Origin of the sequence: Prevotella sp. kh1p2, from assembly GCF_900111525.1 — a bacterium.
Taxonomy (GTDB): domain Bacteria; phylum Bacteroidota; class Bacteroidia; order Bacteroidales; family Bacteroidaceae; genus Prevotella.
The window spans coordinates 33,311-47,559 of sequence record NZ_FOHY01000011.1 but is presented as its reverse complement, the minus strand read 5'-3'; the positions used below and the strand labels follow the sequence as shown (position 1 = coordinate 47,559).

The 14,249-nt window shown below is 58.9% G+C and carries 7 protein-coding genes; 5 read left to right on the top strand and 2 right to left on the bottom strand.

Annotation, left to right across the window (positions count from 1 at the left end; genetic code table 11):
• The first annotated feature begins 778 nt into the window (after window positions 1–778).
• The 5 genes from BMW31_RS07870 (at window position 779) to BMW31_RS07850 (ending at window position 9,839) form a co-directional block, all read left to right on the top strand.
• Window positions 779–1,180, top strand: a complete 402-nt coding sequence (locus BMW31_RS07870) for an FMN-binding protein (protein ID WP_091823661.1) — start codon at window positions 779–781, stop codon at window positions 1,178–1,180.
• A 97-nt stretch (window positions 1,181–1,277) separates the two neighbouring features.
• Window positions 1,278–3,983, top strand: coding sequence for a SusC/RagA family TonB-linked outer membrane protein (locus tag BMW31_RS07865; protein ID WP_091823658.1), 2,706 nt, complete (start codon window positions 1,278–1,280; stop codon window positions 3,981–3,983).
• A gap of 28 nt (window positions 3,984–4,011) precedes the next feature.
• Complete coding sequence (locus BMW31_RS07860) at window positions 4,012–5,640, top strand: RagB/SusD family nutrient uptake outer membrane protein (RefSeq protein ID WP_091823654.1); 1,629 nt, start codon at window positions 4,012–4,014, stop codon at window positions 5,638–5,640.
• A gap of 111 nt (window positions 5,641–5,751) precedes the next feature.
• A complete protein-coding gene (locus BMW31_RS07855) occupies window positions 5,752–7,104 on the top strand; it encodes a hypothetical protein (RefSeq protein ID WP_091823652.1) in 1,353 nt (450 codons plus the stop codon).
• Window positions 7,086–9,839, top strand: coding sequence for a DUF6493 family protein (locus tag BMW31_RS07850; protein WP_091823649.1), 2,754 nt, complete (start codon window positions 7,086–7,088; stop codon window positions 9,837–9,839). The genes BMW31_RS07855 and BMW31_RS07850 overlap by 19 nt, the downstream gene beginning before the upstream one ends.
• 152 nt (window positions 9,840–9,991) lie before the next feature.
• On the opposite strand, the gene BMW31_RS07845 is transcribed toward BMW31_RS07850, so the two are convergent.
• The gene (locus BMW31_RS07845; RefSeq protein ID WP_091823646.1) at window positions 9,992–12,430 is read right to left on the bottom strand and encodes a S9 family peptidase; all 2,439 of its coding nucleotides are present in this window, start codon (window positions 12,428–12,430) and stop codon (window positions 9,992–9,994) included.
• A 1-nt stretch (window position 12,431) separates the two neighbouring features.
• Window positions 12,432–13,838, bottom strand: a complete 1,407-nt coding sequence (locus BMW31_RS07840; RefSeq protein ID WP_091823643.1) for a C1 family peptidase — start codon at window positions 13,836–13,838, stop codon at window positions 12,432–12,434.
• Window positions 13,839–14,249: the final 411 nt, after the last annotated feature.

Genomic DNA, 14,249 nt, shown 5'->3' with positions numbered 1-14,249 from the left:
TTTTTATTTCCTAACGAGCGGAATGTTCTAACGAGATGATACGCCCTGCTGATAAGTGTTCTTCTGCCGCGTGGTCATCCCCTCCTCCGCCTCCCCTTTCCAAGGGGAGGATACCGGTTTGCCTCTTCGCAACCCGTTGCTTCCTCGCTCCAGCTAAGCAGCAAGCCTGCAGCAGTAGAAAAAATACTCTGTTACTCTGTCTTTAAAAACAAGGGGAATACGCGCGGAGGTATGCTTCAAGCTCCTTGAACGATACCTTCAAGGGGCTTGAATGATACGTTCAAGGGCTTTGAAAGGCACCTTTTACTTTCTTGTTTGTAAGTTGTTGGAATTCAATAGCTTACACTCCGGGGGCAAATCCGGTAGTTGTAGAAGTTCTTTTTGCGTGTTTGTTTGCCTTTGTTTGACGTGTATTTAACCTGCTTCTGCTACAAGATAAAACCTCGGAGCATAGCTATCCTGCTGTTGGTCATCCCCTCCTCCGCCTCCCCTTTCCAAGGGGAGAATACCAGTTTGCCTCTTCGCAAACCGTTGCTTGCACTATCTCGCTAAGCAGCAAGCCCGCAACAGCTGAAAAAATACTCTGTTACTCTGTCTTTAAATCCAAGCAGCAAGCCCGCAGCAAACCGGCAGCGGCGGTTCTGGAGCCTGGCAGCCTACCTACGACTCGGTATTTTACAGGGTGAGATGATAAATAAATTTAAAAACCGACTGCCTGCAGCACCACTTCTGTAATCTTTTAGCTACCTTTGCATTGGTTTAATTTAAGGTTAAAAAGATGGATAAGAAGATTTACAAAAGGTTTGCCGGCATGGCGGCCGTGCTGGCTGCAGGCTTGCTCATAAGCGCAATGCCAGCCGAGAACGTGATGCAGAAAGACGGCGATACAACCATCGTGAACACCCAGCAACTGGGCAAGAACGTGAGAGGATACAGGGGAGCTACCCCGCTGAAGATATACATCCGCAAGAACAAAGTTGTCAAGGTGGAGCCACTGGCCAACCATGAGACGCCCAAATTCTTTGCCAAGGCCAAGACTCTTCTGGCCAAGTACGAGGGTGCGAGCACCAAGAAGGCTGCCAAGATGCAGGTCGATGGCGTAAGCGGAGCAACCTTTACGTCGAAAGCATTGAAGAAGAACATGGAGCTGGGGCTGCAATATTACAACGAGCATAAATAGACTCAACAAGGGGAATTGATTAAAATTCCCCTTTTTTTATTTGCTTCTTTCCCAACTTTAGCTTATTTTTGCCATTGTAACTTAAAGCCTTCCGACCATGAACAAATGGCAAAACACCCTCCTGCCGGCCCTGCTTCTCGTGAGCATAGGTACGCAGGCCCAAACGCAAAAGCCACGGCAATCCATTCTTCTTACCGACAGCATCACCACGCAACTGCTCACCGAGCGGGCTTCGGGCTCGGCAGCAGTAGTCACGGAGGAGCGCATGAATAAGGGTCTTGTTACCAACTCGCTGAGCGCACTGAGCGGTCAGGCGGCCGGCGTGAACATCTCCAACGGCGAAAACCGCATGGCCATGCTGAGCAGTGTGCGCGTGCGCGGCACCACATCGCTCACGGGCGGCAACGACCCTCTTGTCATCATCGACGGCGTTTACAGCGACCTGGCAACCCTGTCGACCATCTATCCGGCCGACATCGAGAGCTTCACCATCCTGAAAAACGCATCAGAAACGGCGCAGTACGGCTCGCGCGGCGCCTCGGGTGTTATCGAGGTGAAGACCAAGCAGGGCCACGGCGGACAGTTCCACATCGCCTACGACGGCAACGCAGGCTTCGAGTCGGTGTACAAGAACATTGAGATGCTGGACGCCGCAACGTACATCGCCACCGCCAAGGCACTCGGACAGGACTACAACGACGGCGGTTCGGCCACCGACTTCCGCAAGGCCATCACCCGCACGGGCTTCGTTCAGAACCACCACATCGCCTTCAGCGGCGGCTCGGAGAAGTCCAACTACCGCGCTTCTCTTGGCCTCATGGACCACAACACCGTTGTTGACAAGAAGCGATACCAAAACTTTGCGGCCAAACTCGACATCACCCAGCTCGCCTTCGACGACAAGCTGAAGGTTGACTTCGGCGTGTTTGGCTCGTCGCAGAAGAGCGACGACATCTTTGATGCGCAGGGGCTGTTCTACTCGGCGGCCACACAGAACCCCACCTTCGGGGCCGACGAGCGCCGCAAGAACGGCACCGCATCGCAGATAAACCCACCCCGCACGCTCTTGCTGGAGCGCAACGACACCCGTAACCAGAACTTCAACACCCACCTCAGGCTCACTCTCAGCCTGCTGCAGGACCTCAAGCTCATCATGACAGGTGCCTATTCGTTCAACTCAACGGAGAATGCACAGTTCTGTCCCACGTGGGTCTGGGCGCAGGGACAAGCCTATCGGGGCGAGCACAAGAGCGAAGACTGGCTCGGCAACGTATCTCTGAACTGGCAGCACACATGGGGCAGCCACCGCATAGAGGCCACTCTGATGGGCGAATACCAGCAAAACAAGCGCTCGGGGTTCTGGACTCTGGTCAAGGGATTTACCACTAACGACTTCGGATACAACAATCTGGGCGCGGCATCCATACGCCCTTTCGGCGGCACGGGCAGCAACTACGAGGCTCCGGCCTTGGCTTCGGTCATGGGGAGTGCCTCCTACACGCTGCTGGGTCGCTACTCGCTGGCCCTCACGCTGCGTGCCGACGGCTCGTCGATGGTGGGCCGTAACCACACCTGGGGCACCTTCCCGTCGGTCTCGGGCTACTGGGACATCCGTCAGGAGCCCTTCATGCGGCAGGCCAAAGCCGTGAGTCTGCTCAAGCTGCGCATGGGTTACGGCTCCTCGGGTAACCTGGGCGGCATCAGTTCTTATAACACGCTGAACACCGTTATGCCTGTAGGACTGGTGTCGCAGGGCGGCGCTCCCACCGTTACCATGGGCACTCTGCGCAACATGAACCCTGACCTGAGGTGGGAGACACGCAGCACCTTCAACATCGGAGCCGACCTCGGGCTCTTCCGCAACCGCGTTCTGCTCACGGCGGAATACTACTATTCCAAGACCACCAACATGCTCTACCAGTACGATGTGCCCGTACCAACCTTCGCCTACGACAAGTTGCTGGCCAACATAGGCTCCATGCAGAACAGCGGACTCGAAGTAGGCATCGGCCTGACCCCCATCTCCAAGAAGGACATGGAGCTCAACCTGAACGTGAACCTGTCGTGGCAGAAGAACAAACTGCTCTCACTAAGCGGCCAATACAACGGCTACCACATGTCGGCAGCTGCCATTACGAGCATCGGACAGCTAAATGGAGCGGGCTTCCACGGCGGCAACAGCAGCATTCTTTACCAGATAGTGGGCCAGCCCCTGGGCGTTTTCTACCTGCCGCACTGCACGGGCATCGTCGACAACGGCCACGGTCACAACAAGTATGAGATAGCCGACTTGGACGAGAACGGCGTCATCGACCTGAGCGACAACGGCGACCGGTACATTGCCGGGCAAGCTACGCCGAAGATGACGCTGGGCTCCAACATCAGCTTCCGCTACAAGGCGTTCGACATCTCGCTGCAGATGAACGGCGCGTTCGGCCACAAAATCTACAACGGAACCACCCTCTCGTACCTCAACATGTCGAGTTTTCCGGACTACAACGTCATGAAGGGCGCGCCCGAACGCAACATCGTAGACCAGAACGTGACCGATTACTGGCTGGAGAGCGGCAGCTATCTGAACCTTGACTACCTCACCCTGGGCTGGAATGTGCCCGTGCGCAGCAAGTACATCAGCGCACTGCGCCTCTCGTGCAGCATCAACAACCTGGCCACCATCACTGGTTACAGCGGCCTTACGCCCATGATAAACAGCTACATCGTGAACAGCACGCTCGGCATAGACGACAAGCGCTCCTATCCCATCTACCGTACTTACTCCGTCGGAGTGAGCATCTCCTTCTGAACCCCGCACCTTTCTAAATCACAACAGGATGAAAACACTGAGTTACCATTTGCTTACGGCGGCCTGCCTGCTGGCCGGTTTCACGCTCACGGGCTGCCTGGAAGAGTCGCCCAGAGACCAGATAGACCAGGAGAAGGCCTACGACACGGCCGAAAACCTATACATCAACGCCGTTGCCACACTATATAACCACATCGGCGGAGCGGCCGACAGCGAGGGCCTGCAGGGCACTTACCGAGGCGTTTACGACTATAACACCTTCTCGACCGATGAGGCCATCATCCCCATTCGTGGCGGCGACTGGTACGACGGAGGCTTCTGGGAGAACCTGTTCCTGCACCGCTGGACGCCTGCTGACGGCGCCCTGTACGACACCTGGAAGTATCTGTACAAGGTCATCGTGTTCTGCAACCAGTCCATCGCCACCATCCAGGCCCACAAGAGCCTGCTCACCGACGCCCAGCTAACGGCCTACACGGCCGAGGTACGTGCCCTGCGGGCCATGTTCTACTGGTACCTGATGGACATGTACGGCAACATCCCGCTCATTACCGACGACAAGACGCCCTTCAGCGAGGTGCGGCAGAGCCCGCGGGCCAATACCTTCAAGTTCATTGTAGACGAGCTGCAGGCCGTGGAACCTATTCTGCCGGCCGAGCACAGCAACCTGGAGGGCAACTCGTACGGCCGCATCACGCGCCCCGTGGTGCACTTCCTGCTGGCCAAACTGGCCCTGAATGCCGAGGTATATACCGACAACGACTGGACCGATGCCGTCCGTCCCAACGGCCGCAGCATCCTCCTGACCGTCGAAGGCCGCAAGCTCAACGCCTGGCAGGCGTGCATCCATTACTGCGACAAGCTATCGACCGACGGCTACCGGCTGGCCGACAGCTACGCCGAAAACTTCGCCGTGCACAACGAGAACTCCGTGGAAAACATCTTCACCATCCCTATGGACAAGACGCTCTACGCCAACCAGTTCCAGTACCTGTTCCGTAGCAGGCACTACAACCACGGCGGCGCCCTCGGCATGGCGGCCGAGAACGGCTCCTGCGCCACGCCTTCGACCGTGAGGGCAAACGCCTACGGCACCCCGCAGGAGGACAAACGCTACCGCCAGAACTACTGGTCCGACACGCTGAAGCTGAACGGCAGGGCCGTTACCCTTGACAACGGGCAGCCCCTTATCTACGTGCCGCTGGCCGTGGAGGTGAACCTCACCTACAGTCCTTACGTGAAAACGGCCGGCGCACGCATGGCTAAATACGAGACGGACACCAAAGCACACGCCGACGGAAAGCTGCAGGACAACGACATCGTGCTGTTTCGCTACGCCGACGTGCTGCTCATGAAGGCCGAAGCAAAGCTGCGCAACGGCCTCGACGGCAACGGGGAGCTGAACCAAGTGCGCCGCCGGGCGGGCATGCCGGCCGTCAAAGCCACCCTCGAAAGCATCCTGCACGAGCGCCTCATAGAGCTGGCATGGGAGGGATGGCGCCGCAACGACCTCGTCAGATATGGCCTCTACAGCCGCTCCTACGACCTCCGGCCGCAGCAGGACGGCGAAGCAGACGGCCACACGACGGTGTTCCCCATCCCTGCCGACGCCCTTTCGCTGAACCCCAACCTGCATCAGAACCCGCAATACAAATAAAGCTGTCTCCCCGGAGCTGTCCTTCAAGCCCCTTGAAGGTATGCTTCAAGCCCCTTGAACGTGCCCTTCAAGGGGCTTGAACGATAGCTTTTAAAACACAACTGATTATCAATGACTTACGCGACCTACAACTACGCCTTTCCCTCCGCACTCACCCGGCGGGCCGATAGCAGCGAACTCTTCCTCTCGGAGTACAGCGAGGTGGAGCGCAAACAGGGCAACTGCTTCTTCTGGGGGCGGCTCACGGAGCCCTTCGTCACCTCTCGCTGCCTGCTTGCACTTAGCAAGGTGGTGCGTTCCAACTTTACACTTACGGCGGCGCAGATAGCCGCCATGCGCGACCCTATTGTCACCGCAGGCAACGGCAAGCTGCGTTTCGAGGGTTTTTCGGGCTGCGCCGGCGTCTATGCCCGCGTGGACGTGCTGCCCCAGGGGCACGATGGCGAGTTTCCGGAGTGCGGCACCACCAACGTTGACTTCAACGACCAGATGCTCCGGGCGCTCAACCTCACGGGCCCGGGCCAGCCGCTCATGCTCTCCGTAGGTCCGCGCGAGGTAGGGCTCTACCATGCAGCGGGCCGGGTGAAGGAGCGCAAGGTGCCCCTTCCGGCTAAGTGGATAAAGGGCCTCACCACGGTTCAAATCTACCAGTCGGCCGCCGTCTGCGTCCACCGTTTTAACCGTTTGCAGGCGCTCCGGCTGTTCCGGTCGATACCCAAGGGCGACATCAAGGTCGACTATTACCTCACCCTGCGCGGCAGCCAGCCCGTGTTCACGCCCGTAAAGAGCCCTGCAGCCCTCTGCGTGGGCGGCTTGCACAGGCTCAGGTTGCTGGAGCAGCTGCTTCCCTACGCCCAGGCAATGCACGTGTTCGCCCATCCGGTGGGGCAGATAACGGTGTGGCAGCTCTACTTCAACGGTCTGCGGTTCAGCCTCTCGCTGTCTCGCGAGTGCTACAGGGGCTTCTCCGGCGAGGGCGCTGCACTCGCTTCGCTCACCGACGACGTACCTGCAGCGTGGATAGAGGCCCTGGACAACTACAGCTATGCGAACCAGCAGTTCAACCCCACGTTGTTTGCCATCGAGCAGCACATAGCCCCCGGCCTCGTTGGCAGTCTCTCCGCACGCCTCGCGGCGATGGGTCTGCTGGGCTTCGACCTCGACGACAACGCCTTCTTCTACCGCCGGCTGCCCTTCAAACTCAGCCGCATCATGAGCCTGAACCCGCGCCTGCAGAACGCCGAAAAGCTGATAGCAGAGGGGCGGGTGAGCATCGTCGAGCAGACTGCTGACCGTGTGGAAGCCCGCGTGCTGGGCTCATCGGGCACGCACCACACGGTCATCCTCGACCGCCATCAGGCCCGTTGCACCTGCCAATGGTCGCGTACAAATGAGGCCGAACGGGGCTATTGCAAGCATATATTGGCCGTTAAAAAACTTACAGGATGGCAAACGAACTCGTAAAACGTTACACCCGGCTGGCCAAGAGCTACAAGGACACGCCGCAGAACCGCGCCGGCGTGCTGCTGCCTTTTTGCCAGGAGCTGCGCCAGCTGCCGCCCGAAGAACTCCTGCCGCTGGTCGATGTGGCCGAAGAACTGCTCTATGTGACTGTAAAAACACGCTATGGCGAGAGCTGGGAGCCCTGCAGCAAAGACCGCCGGACATTCATTGAAGCCACCAAACTCTTCTTTTTAGACAGCCAGCATGCCAACCACAGCAGTCTCGGCCGCTTCGATTTCGACTTCCTACTCGAGCTTTTGGCCGTGCATTGTCCGCCTTGGTTCGACGCTGCCATTAACTTCCCGAACGGTACGCCGCTGTATTCGCTCGACTACTTCCAGTACATGAAGCTGCACGAAAGGGGCTATCTCAAGGAGATTAAGCCACAGGCAATAGCCATACTCGTGGCCGGTCTGACCGAAGTAAGGCAACAAGTAGAGTGGTCGGAATGGCAACCAAGCTACAGTTACGAACCCTTGTGGCAGGACGAACGCATCATGAAGGAGTACATCTGGTACCTGTTCGACTATCAGACACCGGCTCCCGAGACCGATAAAATGATTAAGGAATGGCTGAAAGGGGGCCGAATGAAGGAGGACATGAGCTTTGCCGCCTTCTTTGCACGCTGTGCCCAAGACGGGCGGATGAACCGCACACGACTCATCGGTGCCACCATCAACGGCTATCTGAAGAACTTCCCGGATGCGCAAAACGCATGGCTTACCGACATCCTGCAACGTCTCGAGCCCACTGCAGCAGAGCTTCTGCCCCTGCAGGACACGCTGCTCAAGGTACTGTCCACGCCCGGCATCAAGACCATCATGCCCCAGCTGAAGCTCCTCCGGCAAGCAGCTGGCGAGCCGGAGTTCCATGCCGAGGCCTTCATGAGTGCCACTTCGCCCCTGCTCTTCACGCTTCCGCAGAACGCGCAAACAGCCATCATGGGCATTTACGATGTGCTGGCAAAGGCTCGCCCCGCACTCCGGCCGGCGCTGTGTGCGGCCGCTGCCACGCTGCTTGCTACCCTCAAAGAGGCCGTACAGATACGGGCGGCACGGCTGATAGCCAAATACGGCGACAAGGATGATGCCGCCCTACAAGCCGAAATAAACACTTACGGCCCCGCGCTGCCGCCTGCCGTGCGCGAGGTTCTTGCCCCTTACATCACCCAACCCATAGCTCCCGCGACGTTGGTGCCGCCCTTCGAACCGCAGCAACCGCAGCCCGTGTGCACCGAGAGCAACCGACTGACGGGGCCGCAGACCAAAGACGACTTCATCTTCCTGTTCTCCCGACTGCCCAACATGGATGCGGCAGCCGATTTGTGGACGGCCGTAGATGCGGCCAACAGCTGGTTCCCGCAGTTGGAAAAGCAGGATTTGGAGCGGCTGGAGTCTGTCTTCAGGCAGGCGTTCGACTGCGTTAACGGCCAAGGCGAACCGTTCGAAAACGGGCTGGCAACCTTCGTTTTGGAGTACGGAAGGCTGCTGGAGCGCCGCTATAGGCCTGCCGTGCCCTCGCTGAAAGGCGTCATCGCAGGGCTCAAGAGCCTCGTCGGCGGGCGCTACACGCTCATGCAGCAGCCCTTTACGCCACTGCTGGGCCGGGCTACGCTGGCCGACAACACGCCCGGCAGCGCCATCAGCCTGCTGCTCCAGGGCATCATTGCCCGGCTGGAGCGCGGCCTCACGCTGCCCGTACTCTCCACCCCGACCCACCGCCCGTGCTATGTCAGTCCGCTGACGCTCATCGACAGGCTGGCCGAGTATCAGCAGTCCGGCTGCCAACCCTCGTCGCTCGACCTGCAACTGGCCATTAACCGTTGCGCCATGGAGCAGCGCGAGGAGGCCGCAACACATGCGAAGGAAGTGTTGCAGGGCGAATACCGCAACCTCATGTTGTTCCTTCTGGAAGCTGATACCAATCCTGCACCGCCCTTCAACCTGCAGGCCGCGTGGGTGGAAGCGGGCCTGGTGAAGGCTCCGCAGACGGAGTTTGCCGCCTTCAGCGGCTTCAAACTCAACCTCAAACCGCGCAAGTTCCTCACCGGAACGTACACCCTACCGGCCAATTACGAGGACAAACCGGCCCAAAAAGTCATCCGGCTGGACTGCGGGCGCACCTTTCTGCGCCAGCCGTTCGGGCCCAGGTTGTGGCAGGAATACCTCAACATGGAAGACTACTACCGTGTTTCCAACACCTACACCGAGGCCATGATGAGCCTCTTCCCTAACCGGCCGGAACAGCTCTTGGGGCAGATGATGAACGAGTACATGATGATGGACAGCCCTGCCAACGGCCACCGGCGCATCATCTGCACCGCCCTGGGCCAGCTGATGGAGTTCAGCTGCCCCCTGCGGGGCATGAGTCTGCTCTTCGTGGCGGCCTGCCTGGTGTGCGCCGATGCCCCCACCCGCGCCATTGCAGCCGAGCTTTGGGCACAGCGCACGGCACAAGATGCCATCGACAACGTGCAAACCGGCGCGTACTTGGCCGAGCTCCTGCGCCGCCACCTCTATCCGCTAAGCCGGCTGAACAAGCTGCTTGGCGAGGCAATGCTGCACCGCAGCACCCGCCACGACGCCCAGTTGCGCCGCCTGCTGGCACCTGCAGTGGACGAGGCAGCCCGCAACCGCGTAACGGGAGGCGTGCAGTTAAAGAAGATTTGGGATGGTTTAGCCCCCGCTTCGGAATAAAGAAACGGTGCCGAAGCCATGCAGCAGCGGTGTTGCAGCGCATCACCCGCCACCCAACACCCATCATCCGGGAACTTTCGACACCTGTCGCACAATCATTCGACACCTGTCACACCATCGTGCGACAAGTGTCGAAAGTTCCCGAACCATACCTACAAGTGCTTGGGCGGATAGAGGCTGTCCCACCAGGAGGCATTACCCTTGAGGTATTTCTGGAACCACGCGAAGATTGTATTTTGCCATTTGATGCGTTTGTTGTAGTCGAGAATGTGGTGATTCTGCCCGTCTACAACCACAAAAGCCGTGGGGCGGCCCAGCAACTTGAGCGCAGTGTACATCTGGATGCTCTCTCCGATGGGCACGTTAGTATCTGCATTGCCGTGCAGAAAGAGCAGAGGAGTGTGTATCTTGTCGGCATGGAAGAGCGGACTTTGGTCCACATAGAGCTCCCGGTCGGCCCAAGGATAGCTGCCGGCCATGGACACCTCGCTGTAACTATAGCCCCAGTAGCCCTCGCCCCAGTAGCTGGTGTGGTCGCTGATGCCGGCATGCGACACGGCTGCTGCAAACAAGTCGGTCTGCGTTTGCAGGTACTGGGTCATGAAACCGCCGTAAGATGCGCCGATGCAACCTATCTTCAGGCTGTCAATATATGAATGTTGGGCTGCAAACTTGCGTGTTCCCTCGATGATGTCGTCGGCCACTCCCTTGCCTGCCGTGTTGACATGGCGCGACGAGAACTCCTGGCCAAAGCCCACGGCACCGCTCGGGTTGATGACGTAAACTACGTATCCCTGGGCTGCGTAGAGGTGAGGAGGATAGTGACTCTCGAAACCGCGGCTCGTTGGTGAGCAGCCGCCGTAGTAGTAAACGATGAGGGGATACTTGCACGAGGCATCGAAACGGGGCGGCAGATAGTAGCGGCCGCTGATGGTATCGCCACGAGAGGCGGTGAAACTCCACTCCTGGCACGTTCCCAACTCAATGTTCTTGAGCAGTTGCTTGTTCAAGTCCTCCTGCAGAACCGACTTTCCGGTGCGCGTGTTCATGGTGTAGAGGCGGTACGAATTTGACACTCCCTCGCCGTACCAGGCCATCACGGGGGCGTCGTCGGCCAGCGACAGGCCGGCCACTTCATCCTCCGGCGTGTCTAACAGGGTTATTCTGCCGTTGGCGGGAGTGATGCGATAGAGGTGAATATAGTCGCGGTCGTAGGCCGTGAAGTAGATGTTGCCGTCGGCGCTGTTCCACTCGTAGTCTTTTATTCCGGGCTTGAAGTCGCGCGTCAGGGGGCGTGCGTTGCGGCCGTCAACATCAATCGTGTACAGCTGATAGTCGTACATGCTAGGTATGCGGCCATCGGGCACGTTCTTGCCGATGCCGCCCAGGCTTTCGGGCGAGCCCATCACGACGAGCTGCCGGCCGTTGGGCGAGAAGCGGGCGCCGGCTATGAAGCCGTCGTCAGTTATCACGGGCGTGGCCTGCATGGTTTCAAGGTCGAGCCGAAGGATGGAGAACAGCGTCGTTGGTCGCTGCGTAAGGCGGCTGCGGGAAGTCATGATGAGCAGGTAGCGGCCATCGTCCGAGATGTCAAGTAGCGACGTTCCGCGGTAGCCAAAGGTAAGAGGCTGGAGCAAACCCGACTGCAAATCGTAGCGATACAGTGCCGGGCGGTCGCGCCATCCGGGCTGGCGGTCGTCGGGACTAACCACCTCGTAGACGTCTTTCTGCTCCTTCGGGCCCTCGTTCTGCTGGGTGATGATGAGGTAATCCTCCGTTGGCGACACCGCTATCGAGCCCTTGGGCAGGCTTTCGGCCAGCACGGTCTCGGCGCCGGTAACGATGTCGGTCACCACGAGTCGGCCGTTGCGGTTGGCATAGTAGCGGTTGGTTGAGGGCATGAAGCTGATGTTCTCATCCGTTTCCCGCAGTGTACGGCGCGTCTGCAGGTCGGTAAGTCGCCAGCGCCAGGTGGTTTTTCCGCCCCGTTCCACGGTATAGTAGGCGGCTATGAGGTAGCGACCGTTGTGCGAAAGGCTCACCTGTCCCAGCCGGGTTCCATCGCAAAGGTCGGCCAAAGTGAGCAGTCGCGAGGGACTGCTGCCCACGTTGAGCGCGGCCTCAGCCGACGAGACGGAAACCGAGAGCGAGTCTGCGCGGCCCCGCTCGGTAAGGTATTTCAGCACAAAGGCATGTGTGGCGGGCTCCAGCTGCAGTTCTTCGGAGGGCTTGCTCTCGCGGTCGTCCACGTAGAGCACATAGTTTTTAAGTCCTCCAACCTTTACCTTGGCCTTGGCGAAGTTGGCGTTCGTTACGTTGAAGTACAGCAGATGGAGGGCGTAGTCGGCCTTGGCAGAAGGCGCCACGGCCCCGCTGAAGGCCCTTCCTTCGGCCGCCCGGCTGATGTCGACGGGCGTCTTGAGCAGCGTGGAGGCATCGAAACGCTTGCCTCCAAAGTCGATGCTGTCTACCATCACGGGCTTCTGCAGCACGTAGGGGCCGCTGTATCTGAACACGCTCACGGGCAATTCGCCCGCCAGAGCGAACCCGGCGGCCAGCACGGCGGCCGAGAGCAACAATGTTCTTTTCATCTTATCGGTCTGCTTGAAATAACGGGTCTTCGGGCATAACCATAACAGGCTTCTGCTCGTACTGCTTCAACATGGCCTCGGGTACAAACTCCTTGCTCACCACGAGGCGGAACATATAGTCGTTGAACCATTGGTTGGTCATCACGGCATAGCCGTTGACCCCCGCCGACGGGCCCCAACTGTTCTCCACTTTCCACTTGAGCGGCTGGCCGGAAGCATCCAAGTCTACGGCCGTAAGGGTCATGGCATGGGTGCTGCCGCTGTCGTAGGTGGCTATGCGCTGTGCCTTGTCCATGCCGAAGGTGGTGCCAAAGAGCGTGCCGTAGTCGTACATCTGCGAGTCCATGTAGCCGCGTTTGCGGTCGAACTGCTTGCCTACGTCGTACGAGCTGTACAGCTTCCGGCCGGCCTTGAGCGAGGAGATGGCCAGTCGGGCGATGTCTTCCATGGGCAGGTTGAGGTACTTCCAGTTGTGCCCATCGTAGGTATGGCGGTCGTACTCCACCTCAAACGTCTTGTAATAGGGCCGGCGCGGGTCGTTCATCACCATGATGAAAGAGCCGTTGAGCGGCCGGCCTACCGTCAGCTCGTAAAACTCGAGGGGCGTATATTTGCGCTCCGGCACAACGATGCGGCCGCTGCTGTCGCGGAAAGCGTAGCTGAACTCCTTGACGGGAGCACCCAGCGTGAGGCAGAGCAGGCGGTAGACGGTGCCCAGCATCTCGGTTTTGCGGGCCTGGACGGCCTGCTTCGGCTTGCCCGCAGCAACCATCGAGCGCAGCTCGAGGCCGTATTCGCGCAGCTTGGACGCCAGAACGCGCTGCATGCGACTGGTGTTCTCGCCCGAGAAAGTTTCGGGTTGGGCGCTCATGGGCACCAGTCCGTACTTCTCGGCCAGGTCGGCAACGCCGCAGAAGGTGCCTCCGTCGTTGATGGGATAGTGGAAGAAGAACTGCACGCGGGTATCGTCCATGGGCTTCTTGGCACAATCGATGACGCCCTGCAGCATGAGGTTGGCTTTTTCCAGCTGGTCGTAGAAGAACAGATAGCCCTGCGAGAACTCCACCGTCTGCTTGCCCTCGTGGCGCAGGGCGTAGTCGGCACGCAGCACGTTGAGCCCGGAGAACATCCAGCAACGCCCCGAACTCTTCTGGTTGTGGATGCTCTGGCGGGGCGTCTCGATGCTGAAGTGGGTGTCGAAGTCGCCCTGCACGGCGTGGTTACGAGCCAGGTCGTCGATGGAATTGGACGCGATGGCGTTGAAGAGAGCTTTGTCGGCAGCCGTCGTTTGCTGTGCGTTTTCAACCTGCCGGAGCATCTGCGGCGAGATGCCTCCGTCCTTAGTCTGGGCCTGCAAGCTGCCGGCAGCAGCCAGCATAACGGCCATGAGCAAGATTCTTGTATTCATTGTGTTGTGATTGATGTGTATTTCCGTTGGCACAAAGTTACGAAAAAAGGTTGAAAAACGCAAGAAACACGCATTAAATACGCCCGCAGCGCGAAACTTGGCGGCCTTCGGCGCGTGAGTCGAAGGGCTGGCATCGGCTCCCCGCAACCCATCACCCATCACCCAACACCCATCACCCGGGAACTTTTGACAAGTGTCGCACCATCGTTCGACAAGTGTCACACAATCGTGCGACACCTGTCGAAAGTTCCCGAAGCATGCCTTCGGCACCCGCGTAGGCGGCATCGGGAGAAGCCTCCCGCCGCGGGCTGTGGCGCCGATGCAGACAAGGGACTACCCAGACTACGAAAAGACAGCTGCAAGTGCAGGTCTGAAAAAACACTGCTTTCGCTTGTCAATCCATAGAAAAAT